Origin of the sequence: Roseateles sp. UC29_93, assembly GCF_042695725.1 — a bacterium.
GTDB lineage: Bacteria > Pseudomonadota > Gammaproteobacteria > Burkholderiales > Burkholderiaceae_C > Roseateles > Roseateles noduli_A.
Map to the genome: position 1 here is coordinate 6,165,244 of NZ_CP170545.1, position 17,555 is coordinate 6,182,798.

The 17,555-nt window shown below is 72.0% G+C and carries 7 protein-coding genes; 3 read left to right on the plus strand and 4 right to left on the minus strand.

The window, feature by feature from the left end; all coding sequences use genetic code 11:
- Positions 1 to 5 precede the first annotated feature (5 nt).
- The 3 genes from ACFJIX_RS28530 to ACFJIX_RS28540 all read left to right on the plus strand — a co-directional run bounded on the left by ACFJIX_RS28530 (position 6) and on the right by ACFJIX_RS28540 (position 12,157).
- Positions 6 to 7,460, plus strand: a complete 7,455-nt coding sequence (locus ACFJIX_RS28530; RefSeq protein ID WP_377156161.1) for a C80 family cysteine peptidase — start codon at positions 6 to 8, stop codon at positions 7,458 to 7,460.
- Positions 7,461 to 8,438: 978 nt separating this feature from the next.
- The gene (locus tag ACFJIX_RS28535) at positions 8,439 to 10,652 is read left to right on the plus strand and encodes a type I secretion system permease/ATPase (protein WP_377156162.1); all 2,214 of its coding nucleotides are present in this window, start codon (positions 8,439 to 8,441) and stop codon (positions 10,650 to 10,652) included.
- Positions 10,649 to 12,157 carry an HlyD family type I secretion periplasmic adaptor subunit gene (locus ACFJIX_RS28540; protein WP_377156163.1) on the plus strand — a complete coding sequence of 503 codons (1,509 nt, stop codon included), beginning with the start codon at positions 10,649 to 10,651 and terminating at the stop codon, positions 12,155 to 12,157. Before ACFJIX_RS28535 ends, ACFJIX_RS28540 begins: the two co-directional genes overlap by 4 nt.
- A gap of 118 nt (positions 12,158 to 12,275) precedes the next feature.
- On the opposite strand, the gene ACFJIX_RS28545 is transcribed toward ACFJIX_RS28540, so the two are convergent.
- The 4 genes from ACFJIX_RS28545 to ACFJIX_RS28560 all read right to left on the minus strand — a co-directional run bounded on the left by ACFJIX_RS28545 (position 12,276) and on the right by ACFJIX_RS28560 (position 17,553).
- Positions 12,276 to 13,388, minus strand: coding sequence for a TIGR03364 family FAD-dependent oxidoreductase (locus ACFJIX_RS28545; protein ID WP_377156164.1), 1,113 nt, complete (start codon positions 13,386 to 13,388; stop codon positions 12,276 to 12,278).
- A 257-nt stretch (positions 13,389 to 13,645) separates the two neighbouring features.
- Positions 13,646 to 15,370 carry a putative 2-aminoethylphosphonate ABC transporter permease subunit gene (locus ACFJIX_RS28550; protein ID WP_377156166.1) on the minus strand — a complete coding sequence of 575 codons (1,725 nt, stop codon included), beginning with the start codon at positions 15,368 to 15,370 and terminating at the stop codon, positions 13,646 to 13,648.
- Positions 15,367 to 16,449: an ABC transporter ATP-binding protein gene (locus tag ACFJIX_RS28555; RefSeq protein ID WP_377156167.1), complete on the minus strand. Its 1,083-nt coding sequence runs from the start codon at positions 16,447 to 16,449 to the stop codon at positions 15,367 to 15,369. Before ACFJIX_RS28555 ends, ACFJIX_RS28550 begins: the two co-directional genes overlap by 4 nt.
- Positions 16,450 to 16,461: 12 nt before the next feature.
- The gene (locus ACFJIX_RS28560) at positions 16,462 to 17,553 is read right to left on the minus strand and encodes a putative 2-aminoethylphosphonate ABC transporter substrate-binding protein (RefSeq protein ID WP_377156168.1); all 1,092 of its coding nucleotides are present in this window, start codon (positions 17,551 to 17,553) and stop codon (positions 16,462 to 16,464) included.
- Positions 17,554 to 17,555: the final 2 nt, after the last annotated feature.

Consider the following 17,555-nt stretch of genomic DNA (forward strand, 5'->3'; position numbering starts at 1 on the left):
AGGCCATGCCGCAGGTGACGAGGATCCTGCGGGACGGACAGATCACCTGGTCGGGCACCAGCGCCGCCACGCTCGCCCTCGCGGCAGGCAGGCTGGCGGAGCCGTTCTCGGAGGCCTTCGAGCGCCTGCAGACCTGGCAGCGGGAGGCCGAGGGCGCCGCCGCGGACCGGACCGAGCAACTCATCCTCAAGACCATGACCGAGGACCTCGAAGCGAGGCTTCGACGGCAGCACGGCGCCAATGCGCGCGCGTTGACATTGGAGACGCTGCTCCGCGAGGTCCTCGATGCTCCCGGCGCCGAGCACCTGAGCGGCCAGGCGCTCACCGTGGCGGATGTGGCGACCTGGGTCGAGCAACTCGGATCCGACCGGAGCACGCGGATCAACCAGGCCCTGGAGACCTACCGGGACGCCGTGCGCGTGCACGGCGAGCGGGTCGAACAGCTCCGGGAGGCGCTGGCCGGTCACCTGCCGGGCACGTCCGCCGACGCGATGGACCTGCTGCCCGATGACCAGCCGTTCGCGGCACTGGTGGACCAGGCGTCGAACATGCGCCAATCGCTGGACCGCGCTGCGGGCCTGATCCGGCTCGAGTACCCGAACACCCCGATCGACACGACGCTGCAGCTCGACCCGCTGAGCGCCTATCGATCGGACGGCCTGAGCGAGCACGCCGCCAGCGTCCGGCAGGACGTCGACATCCGGACCGCGGAAGCCCTGATCGTCCGGCTCCTGCAGACGTCTGCGCTGGCGCCGCTGGACCATCTGGAAGCGCTGGGGAACCTGCCGCGCCGCATAAGCCTGCGCAACGGCGAATTCAGCGTCAACGAGCAGGTGGTCGCCCGGCGACGCAGCGGCGCGCTGGCCGTCGACGACGCCTCGGGCCCGGCGGCCTGGATCCCCGATCCCGACGGCATCGCCTCGGCGCTGCGTCCGCTTCGATCCTCGGACGGCTGGACGGCGTCGTCGTTCGACAGGAACGATTTCGGCCTCGATCCGCTGCCCGATCCCGAGGTCCATGGCGTGCCCTCGAAGCTGAAGCTGATCGTCCAGGTGGGGGCCGACCGCGACAGCACCGTCGCAGCCTGGCTGTTGGCCCGCAAATACGCCGGGATCGCGGCCTGGGTGCAGATGGAGGAGAGCCGCGACCTGTTCCAGCGGCCCCACTTCTACAAGGGGGTCGGGCAGGCGCTGCTGGCAGCGGCCACGTCGGCCACGGAGATCGACATCCTCGTGGTCGGTCACTCCGGGATGCAGCTGGGCGGGCACCAGACCTTGAGCGGCTGGGACCCCTACACGCTGGCCAAGAGCCTGCGCACGGGCGTGTTCGACCACGACGAGGACCCCGCCCTCCTGCCCCGGCTGCGACGCGTCAGCCTGGTCGCCTGCGACATGCACGCCCCGTCGATGGAGACCTCCTTCGCCGCCGAGTTCCTGAAGCATCTGGTCCGCCATCCCGGCTGGACGGACCGCGCCGAAGTGACGGCGCGAACGGGCCACGTCCATGTGGCGGAGGTCGAGGTCGACGAGGGCCCGATGCGGATCATGAAGCTGACCGGGCGCCTGGACGCGCAGGAACGGCTGACCCTGCGGCATCAGATGCCGGGCGATACGAAGCTGCTCCGCATGGACCCGTCCGACGGCGGATTCACGGTCACCGACGTGCATCCCGACACGGACGACTACGACGTCCGGCAGTGGCAGCGGCCGGCCGACGAGCTCCACCTGATGTTCGACTCGGTCCTGCGCGACACGGTGCCGACGCCGCTGATCCGGCTCTTCACCGGCGCGGACGGCCAGGTCGACGAGGCCCGCATGCGCCGCGTGGCGGCCGACCCCGCCGAGGTCCGCGTGCTTGCGGACGACCTCGCGTCGGCCCTCGCGTCGCTGCCTGAATCGGCGCGTGACGCCGTCCAGGCGCACGAGCTGCTGTCGCACTCGCTCGCCGGACGTGTCGTCGCGCTCGACGGCCGGGTCGACGACCGGGATGTGCCGGCGACGGCCGTCCTGCGCGACGAGCGCCTGATGGACGAGCTCGCGCGCCAGACGCTGGACGAGGACACGCTCGGCCTGGACGCGATCTCGCGCACGACGACCGAAGGGGCCCTGCGCGCGCTGCGCGACAGCGGCCTCGTGGCGGTCGATGCGCACGGCCATGCGCGACTGGTCGAGCAGCGCCTGCAGGCGCTCGTGGCCGGTGACGACGATGCCAGACTGATGCGCGCGGGCGCCTCGCTGCTGCATCTGTCCGATGCGGAGTTCGAGGCCTTGCGCGTGGGCGCGGGCCCGGAGGGGGAGCGTCTGCTGGGCAAGGCCCGGGAGGTGCGCGCCGGCTTCGCGGGCCAGTTGGGCAGCGAGTTGGGTAGCGAGTCGGGCAGCCAGGCGGAGGCCGTCGCGGGGCACGGCGTGGGCCTGATGAACACCGTCATCGCCACCACGCAGCTCGTGCAGGGCTGGCGCCACATGGACGCGGCGATGAAGGGCCTGCTCGTCACCCAGACGGGCAGCATCGTGATCACGCCGATCACGGTGAAGGTGGGCCAGTGGTTGCGCGAGGCCGCCCTCTCCGCCTCGCTCTCCTCGACCTTGTCGGCCGGGAGCAAGGCCGCCTGGACCCTCGAGTCCGCGCTCTCCACCATCGGCACGGCGCTGGAAGGCGGGGCCGCCGACCTCGGCCTGTCCGCGCTCGGCCTGGTCGTGATCGGCCTGCAGTGGGACGAGTTCCGCAAGAGCGGCCAGGGCACGGACAGCTTCGCCTTCAGGAACCTGGTCGCGAACACGACCATCATGACCTTCTTCACCGCCACCTCGCTGGTGTCGGCCGGCATCCAGGTCGGCGCGGCCTTCGCCGGCGGCGCGGAGGCGATCGCCGGCACCGCGCTCGGCATGGCCGCCGGCGTGGCGGGGGCCGCGGCCCTGCCGCTGGCCTTGCTGATGATCGCGGTCAACGGCGCGGTCGGCAGCTTCATGTGGCTGGAGGAATACGGCGACTACATCCGCCCGTCGACCGATCTGGGCGACCTGATCGGCGCGGGCATCGCCAAGTTCTTCGGCATCGAGACCGACGTCATGAAACGGGCGGAGGTCGAGAAGAGCGCCGTCGGCGCCGCATCGGCGCGCGAGCGGACGCTGGACCAGGACCGGCGGGCCTACATGGCCTTCCGCGGCGAGCAGCTCGCCAAGTCCGGCTACGGCTCGATCCGGTATCCCCATCTGGATCACGCCGTCGGCCATGCGACCTTCAGGGTGCCGAAGCAGGACCCCGACTACACCTTCGTCCTGCAGGACCGGGAGATCCCCTTCAAGGACCGGGTCCTGGCCGGGTATCTCGCCGGGCAGACCGACCGCTGGGATTCGCCGACGCCGGAAGGCGCCGGGGCCCGGTCCGGCACGGCCTGGCTCGATCTTCGCCACCACGTCGGCTACGGCCGGTCGGCGACCGCCGACCACGGGCCGCAGATGTTCGAGCTGCAAGGCGCCTGGGGCCAATTCAACGGCGGCGCCGACCGCGATGTCTTCCTGCTGGACGGGCACAGCCACGCGGACGTGCACGGCAACGGCGGGCACGACGAGGTCGACCTGGACGCCAGGGACCGTCTCGTGAGGATCCGCCATAACGACCGGCTCGGCGGCCTCCGGCTCGCCACCGACGACCCGGACCAGCCCGCGGACCACTTCATGGACGACGTGCTGCTGGGCATCGAAAGCGTGACCATCCGCGATGCCCTCCGTGCGGAGGTGAGCGGCGGCCCCGGCGACGAGCGCTTCGACGTGACCGCCCTCCAGACCGCCATCACCGGCGGCGGCGGCCGCAACACCTACGTGCTGCGCGAGGGCAACCGCATCGCCAGTGCATCGGACGATGCCGCCCTCTGGTCCGGCGGCGTGAACGCGTTCATCGACGTCGGCGGCAATCGGCCCGGCAGCCTGCTGCTCAAGGTCGACGTACCGCACGAGGATCTGAGCTTCCGGCGCTACCACGGGCACCGCCTCGTCATCCGCAACGGCACGGGCGATGGCGCGGGTTCGCTGACGCTGGAGGGCTTCTTCCCCCGCGTGGCCGCCGGCGCGACGGCCTCGGCCCCCGGGACCGCCGCGGCCCCGGCCTCGCTCTTCATCGTCGATGCCCTCGGCACCCATCTGACGCTGGTCGACCCGCGCCGCCTCGACGAGCGCGAGTCCGCCTCCGCCACGCTCGACAAGCACCTGTTCTTCGACGCGTCGACGCCCGACGCCCGACGGGCGCTGACCGGCGACCACGGTCACACGCGCCATCACCTCGCCTCGGGCAGCGGCGACTTCCTGCTGCGTCCCCGCACGTCCATGCCGATGGACGTCACGCTGGACGTGCCGCTCGACCGGCTGAGCTATCGCCGCGAGGGCGACGACCTGGTGCTCATCGAAACCCCGTCCGCGCAGGCCCCGGCGGACGTCACGCCCCTGCGACTGACGCTGCCCGGCTACGCCCGGCGCGACTGGGCCGCGTCGCACGGCCAGCTGGCCTTGTGGGCGCGTGGCACCGCGGACCCGGAGAACCGCGCCGTGGTCAAGCTGAGCCATCCGTCTCCCCAGGATCCGGACGAAGGCGTCCTGCGGGCTGCGGCGCCGGACGTCGCCCCGGGTGCGGCGTCGACCACGGCCGCCTCGGCGCCTGTGCCGTCCACGCCCACACCGACGTCCACATCGACGTCCACGCCGCCACGGGTGGCAGGGACCGAGGCCCTGACCGGCAGCGACGGCGTCGACACCTACGAGGTGGCGACGCAGCGGCACGTCGTGATCGACAACACCGCGATGACGACGACGCGGGACATCCTCCAGCTCGACGCGATGCCCCGGCGGCTGTGGCGTTCCGGCGCGGACCTCGTGATCGAGACCGAGGGCGGCAGCATCACCGTGCGCCGCCATGCGGTGGAGCCGCTGGCCCGGCACCTCTCGATGGCGATCGACGGCAGGCGCTACGCGCTGCCGGTCATCCACGACAGCGGCGTCATGGTCTACGGTCCCGACGCCGACGACGGCGACATCCTCGCCACGCTGCCCGGCACGCACCTCGTGCTGGGCGCTCCGGACGCCGCGTGGGCGACGGCCCCGGCCGCCCGGTCGGTGGTCGTGGCGTCGCCCTCGGCGGTGCACCGCATCGGTCGCAGCATCGATCTCCGGTCCACCGAGACGCGCAGCCGGGTGATCCTCAAGGATTTCCCGAGCTGGGCGAGAGAGGGAAGCGGCCTGCAACTCCGCCTCCCGGACGGGTCGGCGCCGCAGCTCGCGCCTGCACTGCTCGACGCGGCGTGGCGCGATGCGGTCGAGCGCCAGCAGCGGGCCGGACTGCCCGACGACCTCTTCCTGGCCCGGGCATTCGCGGACGACGGCCTCTGGGACGCGGCGCTGATGACGGCGGTCGCCGCGCTGAGGCGGGACCTCGTCACCGACAGCACGCCCTCGGAGCGCGTCCATCCGGTCGAGGCCGTCCAGGCTCTCCTGCGCATGAGCGGACTCCCGGTCGACATCGCCGACGCCGTCCGCGCGACGACGATCGGTCAGGTCCGACGGATCCGGTCGCTGCTCGCGGCGCTCGGCGATGGCAAGACCTGGCCCTCGGCGGCGCTGCTGGACGACTACGCGACGAGCACTTCCGTGCTGGCGCTGTCGGCGTCTCGCCACGGTGCGATGCTGCGCCGTCTCGTGGCCGCTCAACGGCCCTGGGCCTACCAGGAGGTGGTGCTGGGCGGCGACCTGTCGCCGCAGGCGCTGGACGCGTTCGAGACCTGGGCCACGACCCGGCCGGCCGGCATGCCGGACGACGACGCGCTGCTGGACGACCTGAAGGAATTCAACCGCTTGCTCCTCGGCAGGCCCGATGCCGACGAGGTGATCTCGGCCGACACGCGGGAGCTGCTGCGGATCGCGCTGCGGGTGAAGGGCCGTCCCGACGAGGTGGCGGACCAGATGGCCCGCGCGATGATCGCCGTGACGATGGACGAAGCCTGGATCGACGGCATGCTCCAGGCAGGCGTCGTCGACCACGCGGTGCTGCGGGCGTTGTGGGACGCGAAGATCCCGGTGCGGGACGTGCTGCTCGCCAACGCCAACCGTCTGGCCTACGAGGGCACGGGCAATCGCTCCGGCCTGATCGAGGTCCGCACGGCGGACGCCTTCAGGACACCCGAGACCACCGTGTCGCGCTACGTCGTGAACCGCTACCTGAAGCTCGACGACAACGGCAACGACTTCATCGTCCATGAGCGGCCCCGGCGCGGGTCACCTACGACCTGCTGCCCGGCACGGTGCTCGACGCGGCGGGGCAATCGCCCGCCGCGCTCTCCCCGCGGAGCGGGCGCGCTTCGAGCAGTCCGTGAGGAGGGACTTCGACCGGGATTGGGACAAGGCCGAAGACCGGACGCCCCGGTCGCCCTGGGACTCCGCGCTCACCTTCAGCCACCTGACGCCCAAGCCTGCCTCCCGGCGCGAGGAGCACTGGCCGGCGACCCGTTTCGCCGCCTTTGCCAAACGCTCGTCGCTGTACGCGATGCTGGAGAAGGGCCTGGTCACCGTGACGCAGGAGACGCTGCCGGGCCGCGACAGCGACGGACGCAGCAGCCCCGCCAACCTGGTGGACGGCGTCGCCCGGGCGGGCGAAGCGACGGCCTGGCGGCCGCCCGCGGACCTCCAGCGGGTGTCGTCGTCCGCGGACGGGAGCGAGGCGCTTCGCGCCCTCGAATTCGACTTCAAGGACCCCGTCGCCTTGTCCGGATGGCGTCTTGCCCTCCAGCACGAGGGTCAGGTCGCCGGCGGCGGCCCCGTCATGGAACGCTGGACGCTGCAGGCGCAGAACCGGCAAGGCGACTGGGTGCATGTCGACGACGGCATTCCGTACCGTCGCTACCGGATCGTGGGCATCCAGGAGGACCTCCCGGCCGGCACCTGGTTCACCGAGGTGAGCTTCACGACGGCCGAGGTCGGCGCCAGCCCGCTGGTCGCGCGACTCCAGTCGGGCGGCTACGACCGGCGGGACGCGCAGGCCCTGCTGGCGCTGGGCCTGCAGACCGACAAGGCGGTGGACCGGGCGATCGAGCTGCGCCGGCTCGGCGGCCCGTTGCGGCCGGACGTGGTCGCGCGGCAGGTGCTGGACAAACGGGTCCATGTCTCCGTGCTCATCCAGCGGGCCACGGCCTTGATCGGCCACCTGGCCTACGGCGACTGGAGCAACGGCCGGATCCGCGAGCGCGAGCTCGCCCCCTTCCGGTCCGATGTGAAGCGGTCGCTGACGGAGAGCCTGCTCGCGGGCGTCGCCGCGCCGCCGTCGACGCCGGTCGACGAGGGTCTGGGACGCCTGTCCGATCTGGTCCTCCGAGCGGCGACCTGCGATCGCGATGCGCTCCTCGAGGCGATCCCTCTGGCCAGCGGCCTGGCCCACCAGGCGCGCACCGGCGACGCGGACGACACGCAAGCCGGTCATGAGATCGAAGCCATCGCGCTGTCGTCCTTGAGCCGGGCCCTCCGCGTCGTGCTGGGATTCTGGGAATCCCGGCGGGAGCACCTGAGCCTGCAGATTCAGACGGCCAAGACCATCGCGCCGTCGATGGTCGCGGACATGCTCTTCCGCCCTCGCCTCGGGCGCGCCGTACGAGTTCCGGCTGCCGTCCCTCGATCTCGCCGAGACACCGTTCACGCGCGTCCATTCGGGCTCCGGCATCCGCCTGCCCCTCGAGCTGCAGACGAACAACCTCGTGATCGTCACGCGGCAACGCAGTGCCGCCAACATCCAGGCCGCCCGCGACGCCGGTCTGCTGGCGGTGGCCGTGACATCGGAAGAAAAACCCGCGTTCGGCGCGCTGGACTGGCGGCAGCGCGGCGACTCGACGGGCTGGACCACCGACGCGCCCCTGCCGGCGGTGTTCAACGAGCCCGGCCTGTACATGCTTTCGCACGGCATCGCAGCGAAGCGGATCGATGGGATGTTCGCCGCGGGCATTCGAACGCCCACGCAGCTCGACCGGGCCATCGAGTTCCAGCACGCGCTCCACGACCAGGATCTCGGCATCGCCTGGGCGCTGAGCGATCCGCGTCCGCCGCTCGATGCCGACACCGTCGCCTGGATGCGTCGCATGCGCCAGGAGGGTCTGGGGCCGACGGACGTCCTGCGGATCCTGGCCAACGGCGTGCCGGAGAGGGACCAAGGGGGCGACGGGACGAGCACGACACGCCCGTCAGGCCCTCAGGGGACGAGCCCCTCCCGGCGCTTCGACTCGCCGCCGGGCTGGTCCAGGCGATGGCCGCGTCGGACGAGCACCCGCTCGGCGTGGCAGGTGCGGTCGCGATGTCCGCGTTGCGACCGGACGCGCTGTCGCAGTTGTCGCCGTCGCCCGCCTGATCGATCGACGACACGGAGTCCCGGTCGTCTGCACTCACGCGTCTTTCCCGAGACCGTGAGTCCCGATGGCCGATACGACCCTTCCCCTCCACCTGCCGCCTCCCGGCCCGACGCCGCCGCGGGTCTCCCCGCTGGCGGCGTTGTGCCTGGTGGCCGCCTTCCATGAGATCGCCGCCGAACCCGACGCACTGGCGCACCAGCTCGGCCTCGGTCCGAACGATCCGGTCGAGCCGGACGACCTGCTGCGCGCCGCGCGGCTGCTCGGCCTGAAGGCGCGCCGCCTGCACGGCGACGCGGCCCGGCTCGCGCGCGTGCCGCTGCCCACGGTGATCTGGCTGCGCGACGAGGGCAGCGATCCCGACGAGCCCGACGCCCCGGTGCGTCCGGTCGTGCTGGGCCGCTTCGGCACCAGCGAGGCCCTGATCGCCGATCCCGCCGTGGAGGGCGGCCGCCCCGCCAAACTCACGCGCGACGCATTGCTGGCGCGCTGGAACGGCGAGCTGATGCTCGTCGCCAGCCGCGCCAGCCTCGTCGGCGAGATGGCCCACTTCGACTTCTCGTGGTTCATCCCGGCCCTGGTCAAGCACCGGCGCCTGCTCGGCGAGGTGCTGCTGATCTCGTTCGTGCTGCAGGGCTTCGCGCTCGCGCACCCGCTGTTCTTCCAGGTCGTGATGGACAAGGTGCTGGTGCATCGCGGGCTGTCCACGCTGCACGTCATCGTCGTGGGCCTGGTCGTGGTGATGCTGTTCGAGAGCCTGCTCTCCGGCCTGCGCCACTACATCCTGAGCCACACGACCAGCCGCATCGACGTGGAGCTCGGCGCGCGGCTGTTCCGTCACCTGGCCGCGCTGCCGCTGGCCTACTTCCAGGCGCGGCGCGTGGGCGACTCGGTGGCCCGCGTGCGCGAGCTGGAGCACATCCGCGCCTTCCTCACCGGCCAGGCGCTCACCGTGGTGCTGGACCTGTTCTTCTCGATCGTCTTCATCGCGGTGATGTTCCTCTACAGCGTGCCGCTGACGCTGATCGTGCTGGCGAGCCTGCCCGGCTACGTGCTGCTGAGCGTGCTGATCGTGCCGGTGCTGCGACGGCGGCTGGACGAGAAGTTCGCGCGCGGCGCCGAGAACCAGGCCATGCTGGTCGAGTCCGTCACCGCGATCCAGACGGTGAAGGCCGGCGCGCTCGAACCCGCCTTCGCGCGCCGCTGGGACAAGCAGCTGGCGGCCTACGTGTCGGCCAGCTTCCGCACGCAGAACCTCGCGGCCTGGGGCCATGAGGGCGTCGGTCTGGTCGGCAAGCTGACGCAGGCCGCGACGCTCTGGTGGGGCGCGCAGGAGGTGATGGACGGCGCGCTGACGGTGGGCCAGTTCGTCGCCTTCAACATGTTCGCGCAGCACGTCGCGCAGCCGGTGATGCGCATGGCCAACCTGTGGACGGACTTCCAGCAGACCGGCCTGTCGATGGCGCGGCTGGGCGACATCCTGAACACGCGCACCGAGGCGCCGCCCGCCAGCGCCGCGCAACTGCCCGCGCTGCGCGGCGCGGTGGCGCTGCGCGACGTGACCTTCCGCTACCGGCCCGAGGCCGCCCCGGCGCTGCGCGGCGTGGACCTGACGATCCGCGCCGGCGAGGTGGTCGGCATCGTCGGCCGCTCCGGCAGCGGCAAGAGCACGCTGACGACGCTGGTGCAACGCCTGCACCTGCCGCAGGAGGGCCGCGTGCTGATCGACGAGGTCGACAGCGGGCTGATCGACGCGGCGCAGCTGCGGCGCCAGATCGGCGTGGTGCTGCAGGACAACGTGCTCTTCAACCGCACGCTGCGGGAGAACATCGCCATCGCCGATCCGGCGGCGCCGATCGAGGCGGTGGTCCGCGCGGCGCGCCTGGCCGGCGCGCACGACTTCATCAGCGAACTGCCGGAAGGCTACGACACGATCGTCGGCGAACAGGGCGGCTCCCTCTCCGGCGGCCAGCGCCAGCGCGTGGCGATCGCGCGGGCGCTGTTCACCGACCCGCGCATCCTGATCCTCGACGAGGCCACCAGCGCCCTCGACTACGAAAGCGAAGCCGTGCTGCACCGGAACATGGCGCAGATCTGCCGCGACCGCACCGTGCTGATCATTGCGCACCGGCTCAGCGCGGTGCGCCACGCCGACCGCATCATCGTGATGGAACGCGGTCGCGTCGTCGAAGAGGGACCGCACGACGCGTTGCTGGCCTTGCGGGACGGCCTGTACCGGCGCTTGTGGTCGATGCAGGACGGACCGGGAGCACGCGCATGAACGGCCGTTGGAACGCACGATGGAACGCGCGGGCCGGGGTCCGGATCAGGCGACTGAAGCGATTGCAGGAGCTCGGCGCCGCGCTGAGCCACCGCTTCGGCGCGCCGGTGGAGATGCTGCGTCGCCATCGCGAGGTGTTGGCCGCCGCGTGGGCGGCGCGCCGCGACCTCGTCGGACCGGCGCGCCACGCCGAGGAGGCCGCCTTCCTGCCCGCGGCGCTGGCGGTGCGCGACACGCCGCTGCATCCGGCGCCGCGGCGCACGGCCTTCGTGCTGATCGGGCTGGCGGCGGTCGCGCTGATGTGGTCCCTGGTGGGCCGCGTGGACATCGTCGCCGTGGCCGAGGGCAAGCTTGTCGTCAGCGAGCGCAGCAAGGTCGTGCAGCCGCTGGAGCGCTCCGTGGTCCATCGCGTGCGGGTGCGCGACGGCGAGCATGTCACGGCGGGCCAGACGCTGGTCGAGCTCGATCCGACGGCGCCCGCCGCGGACCGCGAGAGCCTGGACGAGCAGCGCCTGGCGGCCCTGGCCGAAGGCTGGCGCGCGGAGCGGCTGCTGGCGTCGCTCCAGGCGCCCCCGCAGGCGCCACCGTCGCCGCCGGACGACTGGCCCGTTGCGCGACAGCGCGAGACGCTGGCGATGCTGCGCGCCGAGTGGGGCGATCTGCAGGCCCGCCTGGAGCGGCTGGACGCCGAGGCCGACCGCCGCCGCGCCGAACGCGACACCGCCCTGGCCGCGGCGACGCGGCTGGCATCGGCGCTGCCGCTGGCCGCGCGGCGCGAAGACGACCTGCGCGCGCTCGCGGGCGAGGGGTTCGCTTCCACGCATGCCTGGGAGGATCGGCGGCGCGAGCGGCTCGACCTCAGCGGCGAGCTCGACACCCAGCGCGCGCGCTCCCGCGAGACCGACGCCGCGTTGACCGAGACCCGGGCGACCCGCGCCGCGCTGATCGCCGAGGTCCGCCAGCGCTGGCACACGACGCGGGAGCAGGCCGCCGCGCGGCTGGCGCAGATCGAGGCGGAGCGCCGCAAGGCGGGCCGACGCGAGGAGCTGACGCGGCTCGTCGCGCCGGTGGACGGCACGGTGCAGCAATTGGCGATCCACACACCGGGCGGCATCGTGACCGAGGCGCAGGCGCTGATGGTGATCGTGCCCGACGACGCGCCGGTGACGGCGGAGGTCATGCTCCAGAACAAGGACATCGGCTTCGTGCGCGTCGGCGACGCGGCGGCGATCAAGCTGGAGGCCTTCCCGTTCACGCGTCACGGCACGCTGCCGGCGACGGTCACGCGGGTGAGCCCCGACGCGATCGACCATGAGCAACTGGGACCGCGCTTCGCCGTGACGCTGACGCTGGACGCGCGCGACATCGAGGTCGACGGCGCGCGCGTGCCGCTGCGACCCGGCATGGCGCTCAGCGCCGAGGTCCGCACCGGGAGCCGACGCGTCATCGGATTCCTGCTGAGTCCGCTCGAACGCGTCAGGAGCGAGAGCCTGAAGGAACGCTGAGGCGCCGTGCGGAACTCCCCCTTCCCGCTCGGGGGAGAGGCGCCCTGCGGAACTCCCTCTCCCGCTTGCGGGAGAGGGCCGGGGGTGAGGGCCAGCGGCGGTGGAAGTACTGAAACCCTTACCAGGCGGCGAGGACCTCTTCCGCCAATCCGAACGCGGTGCTGGCGCCCGTGCCGCTGGTGACCATCACGAGCCGCGTTCGCTCGTCCGGCGCCTCGACGAGGCACGGTGCGGCCGCGCTGACCGGATAGACACCGGTCCAGCGCTCGACCACCTCCACCGAAGGCAGCGCCAGCTGGCGATGCAGTTCGTCGAGGATCAGCCGGTCCACCGCCTCGCTCGCGAACGGCGGCAGCACCGGACCGTAGTGATGCGAGTCGCCGACCACCAGCGTGCCGTCGGCGCTCTGCACCACGATCAGGTGGATGCCGTGCGCCAACGCGTCGTGCCGCTGCGCCGACAGACGCCGCAGCAGCGGCTGCGCCTCGGGCAGCGCGGCGTAGCCTTCATAGCGCACCAGGCTCAGGTCGGCCATCAACGCGGCATTCAGGCGGAAGCCCGACGGCGGCCGCACACGCAGCATCTGCAGCTGGCACAGCGACAAGGCATGCGGCGTCCAGCGATCGGCGAAGAGCCCGTGCAGCTCCGCGCCTGAACACACGGCGACGCGCTCGGCGCGGTAGCTCGCGCGCGACGTGCGCACGTGCGGGGCCTCGACCTCGAGCACCGATTCGCCGAAGCGGAACTCCACGCCATGCCGCTCCGCCAGCCAGGCGGCGATGCGCGGGATCGCGTCGCGCGATTCGACGCGCAACTCGTGCGGGCTGACCAGCGCGCCGATCAGGCCGTCCTCGCGCAGGCCGGGTTGGCGCGCCGCCGCGTCCGCGGCGCCGAGCCACGCGCAGCCCTCGCCCATCTCGGTGGCGAGGAAGGCCTCGAGCAAGGCTTCCGATTCGGCGCAGCGCGCGGCCAGCAGCAGGCCGGCGTGCTCGATGCGCAGGCCGGCCTGCGGCGCGAGCTCGGCCCAGAGATCGCGCGATCGCCGCGCCCGGCGCCAGTGCGCACCGCGCTGCTGACCGGTCACGGTCACGAAGCCGAAGTTGCGGATCGACGCGCCGATGCAGGCCGCGTCGCGTTCGACGACGACGACGCGCCAGCCGCGCTTTGCGCCGGCCCAGGCATGGGCCAGGCCGACGATGCCGGCGCCGACCACGAGAAGGTCACAGTTCATGAGAATGCCTATCGAAGGAAAGAAGCTCGCCGCTCATTGCTCCCGCTTCCTCTCCAGCAGTGCGGGAGAGGACGCAGGAGGGCTTCAGCACTTCCACGGCCGCTGGCCCTCACCCCCTGCCCTCTCCCGCAAGCGGGAGAGGGAGAAAGAGGCGCCAGCGCCGCGAGCAGAGCCGGTCGAACTCCCTCTCCCGCTTGCGGGAGAGGGTGGGGGTGAGGGCCAGCGGCGGTGGCAGTACGGAAGCTCTCTGGCCAGGGCTATCGGGCTCGCCACCGTTGGGTCCGTTGCACAAGGACGTGGCCGACCAGGCCGATGACACCTCGCCCGATCGCCGCGGTCACGAACAACAACGTCGCCATCGCGGCGGCCGGCGCGGTGTCGCCGGCGTCGTCCATCGCGAGCACCGCGATCGCGGCCAGCGTGGTGTCGGGCGAGTACAGGAACACCACCGCCGACACCGTCGTCAGCGCGCTGACGAAGAAGTAGCCCGCCACCTGCACCAGCGTCGGGATCGCGATGGGCAGGTGCACGCGGCGCAGGTGCGTCCAGAACGGCAGGCCGAGCGACTCGGCGACGCGTTCGTACTCGGGATGGAGCTGCCGCAGCGCGCCGAGCTGCGTCAGGTGCGCGACCGAGTAGTAATGCGCCACCGTGCACAGCACCAGCAGGCCGAGCCCGCCGTACCAGCCGCGCAGCGGATTCCACGGCGCGTTGAAGAACAGGATGTAGCCCAGCCCCAGGGCAAGACCTGGCACCGCCATCGGCAGCGTCGCCAGCGCGTTGAGCGCGCCGCGCGCGGCCGCGAAGCCGCGCGGCTTGTCCACGAGCCAGGCCAGCACGAAGCTCAGGCCCGCGCCGGCGAGCGCGGTCCACGCGGCCAGACGCAGCGAGTTCCCATAGCTGGCCCAGCCGCCGCCGTCGCTCATGTCGAACTGGTAATGCGTCAACGTCGGCGCCAGCTGGTACGGCCAGTACTGCGCGAACGACGCGTACACCGCGATGCCGAAGACGCCGACCAGCGCCGCCGCGACCAGCGCGCAGTACAGCAGCGCGGCGAGGTCCCGCCCCGCGCGCGGCGACGGCACGTGCGGGACGGCGCGCAGGCTCAGCACCGCGCGCTGGCGGGCGCGCAGGCGCTGCTCCAGCGCGAAGGCGCCCAGCGCCGGCAACAGCAGCAGCATCGCGACGACGGCGCCGCGGTCCAGGCGCTGCTGACCGACGACCTCCTTGTAGATGTCGGTGGCCAGCATCGCGGTCTGCCCGCCGACGACCTTGGGCACGCCGAAGTCGGTCAGCACCAGCACGAACACCACGACCAGCGAGATCAGCAGCCCATAGCGGCTGGCCGGCAGCGTCACCGTGCGGAACACGCGCCAGCCGCTGGCGCCCAGGCAGCGCGCGGCTTCGATCGTCCGCGCATCGCTGCTGGACAGGGTGGTGACGAGGATCAGCATCGCGTGCGGGAAGGTCCACAGCACCGAGCCCAGCACGATGCCGGCCGGGCCGTAGATGCTGTCGATCCCGAGCGCCTGCATCGGGCCCTTCAGCAGGCCCTGGTTGCCGAAGGCGTAGACCAGGCCGATGGCCGCCAGCAGCGACGGCGCGAGCAGTGGCAGCAGCGCGAGCGCGCGCCACAGGCCCTTGGCCGGCAGCGCCGTGTGCGTCAGCGCCCAGGCGTAGCCGTAGGCGAGCGCGACGCAGACGACGGCCGAGACCGCCGACAGCGCGACGCTGTTCCACAGCGCGCTCCATCGGCCGGTCGAGAAATACGCGATGAAATGCGACGCGCCGACGAATCGCCCCTGCCCGTCGAGCACGCTCTGCGCGAGCAGTGCCACGAGCGGCAGCAGGATGATCACGGTCAACGCGACGAGTCCGGCGGCCAGCAGTGCGCGCAGCACCCACGATTCGAGGCGGCGCCCCCGCCGGCGCGGCAGCGGCACCTGAGGTGCCCGCGATGCCTGATCGAAGACCAGGCTCACGCGGCTCTCCGCATCGACAACGGCGCGTCGAAAAGCTGGAGCGCCGCGGCGGGCAATCGCAGGCCGCGGACTTCCCCTTCACTGAGACCGGCGGCTTCGCCGCTGGGGATTTCGAGCATCAACGCCCCGCCGACTCTCGCACCGGTGCCAGCGCCGAGCGCTTCGCAACGCAGCAGCACCTGCGTGACCGCGCCATGGAACTGCAGCGTCTCGATGCGGGCGCGGAGCATCGCGCCCTCCCCGTCGATCAGCCGGATCGCTTCCGGGCGGATGCCCACGCGCACGACGCTGCCGGTCTTGTAGAGGCGGCTGTCGCAATCGAGCAGCGTCGTGCCGACGCGCACGCGTCCCTCGGCAACGACCTGCCCGTCCATCCAGTTCATCCGGCCGACGAATCCCGCCACCAGCGCGCTGGCCGGCTGGTCGTAGAGCTGCCGCGGCGCGCCCTGCTGCGCGATCTGTCCCTTGGCCAGCAGGACCACGCGGTCGGACATCGCCAGCGCCTCGTCCTGGTCGTGCGTGACCATCAGCGTCGTGATGCCCAGCCGCTGCTGCAGCGCGCGGATCTCGGTGCGCAGCTCCTGCCGGACCTGCGCGTCCAGCGCCGACAGCGGCTCGTCGAGCAGCAGCAGCTTCGGTCCCGGCGCCAGCGCGCGGGCCAGCGCGACGCGCTGCTGCTGACCGCCGGACAGCTGCGCGGGGAACTTGCCGGCCTGCTCCAGCAGGCCCACCAGCGCGAGCATCTCGTCGGCGCGGGCGGCGGCCTCGCGCCGGGGCAGCTCGTTCAGGCCGTAGCGGACGTTCTCGCGCGCCGTCATGTTGGGGAACAGCGCATAGGACTGGAACACCACGCCGAAGCGGCGCTGCGACGCCGGCCAGGCGGTGATGTCCTGGCCGTGCATCAGCACCTGGCCGGCCTCGGGCGTCTCGATGCCGCAGACGATGCGCAGCAGCGTCGTCTTGCCGCAGCCCGACGGGCCGAGCAGCGACACGAACTCGCCCGGGCCCAGGTCGAGGTCGATGCCTTGCAGCACCGTCTGCGGGCCGAAGCGCTTGGTGATCTGGCGCAGATGCAGCATGGGAGCCCCGGATTACTTCTTCTCGGCCTTGGCCTCGTAGCGGCGCGACCACTCGGCGAGGATGCGATCGCGGTTCGCGGCGGCCCAGTTGAAGTCGTTCTTCGCCAGCAGCTTGTCGAGATCGGAGGGCACGTACTCCAGCTGTTCCTGCACCGAGGGCAGCGCCAGCACGGCGAAGTTCTTCGCGTAGAGCTCGTTGGCCTTGCGCGTCACGGACCAGTCGGCCAGCGCGCGGGCGGCCTCCGGCTTCTTCGTCGTCTTCATGACGGCGGTGGCCTCGACGTCCCAGCCCAGGCCCTCCTTCGGGAAGACGATGTCGATGGGCGCGCCTTCCTTCTTGGTCTTGTTGGCGCGGTACTCGAAGGACAGGCCGACCGGGAACTCGCCGGCGCCGGCCTGCCGGCAGGGCTTGGAGCCGCTGTGCGTGTAGACGCCCATGTTCTGGTGCAGCGCGTCCATGAAGGCCCAGCCCTTGGCCTCGCCCATCATCTGCAGCCAGGCGGAGACCATCAGGTAGCCGGTGCCGCTGGAGGCCGGATGCGGCATCGTCAGCAGGCCCTTGTAGACGGGCTGGGTCAGGTCGGCCCAGGAGGCGGGCTTGGGCAGGTTGTGCTTCGCGGCCTCGGCGGTGTTGAAGCAGACGGCCGACGACCACAGGTCCATGCCGACCCAGGTCGGCTGCGGACGCGGGTCGCGCATCGTGGCGCGGACCTGCTCCAGGCCCTTGGGCGCGTAGGCCGCGAGCATGCCCTCCTTGTCCAGCAGCATCAGCGAGGTCGCGGCCAGTCCCCACACGACGTCGGCCTGCGGGTTGGCCTTCTCGGCCAGCAGCCGGGCGGTGACGATGCCGGTGGACTCGCGGACGAACTTCAGCTCGATGGCGGGATGGTCCTGCTCGAAGGCAGTCTTGTAGGCCTTGATCTGGTCGGCCTCGAGCGCGCTGTAGACCAGCAGCTCGGTCTTGCCCTGAGGGCCCTGGGTGCCCTGGGCATGGACCTCGGGGCTGGTGAACGCGGCGATCGCGGCCAGGGCCAGCGCCGCGGCGGCGTGGAGGACGGTCGACAGCGGGGTCGACCTGGAGGTCGGCAGGGAAGTGATCGGCATGA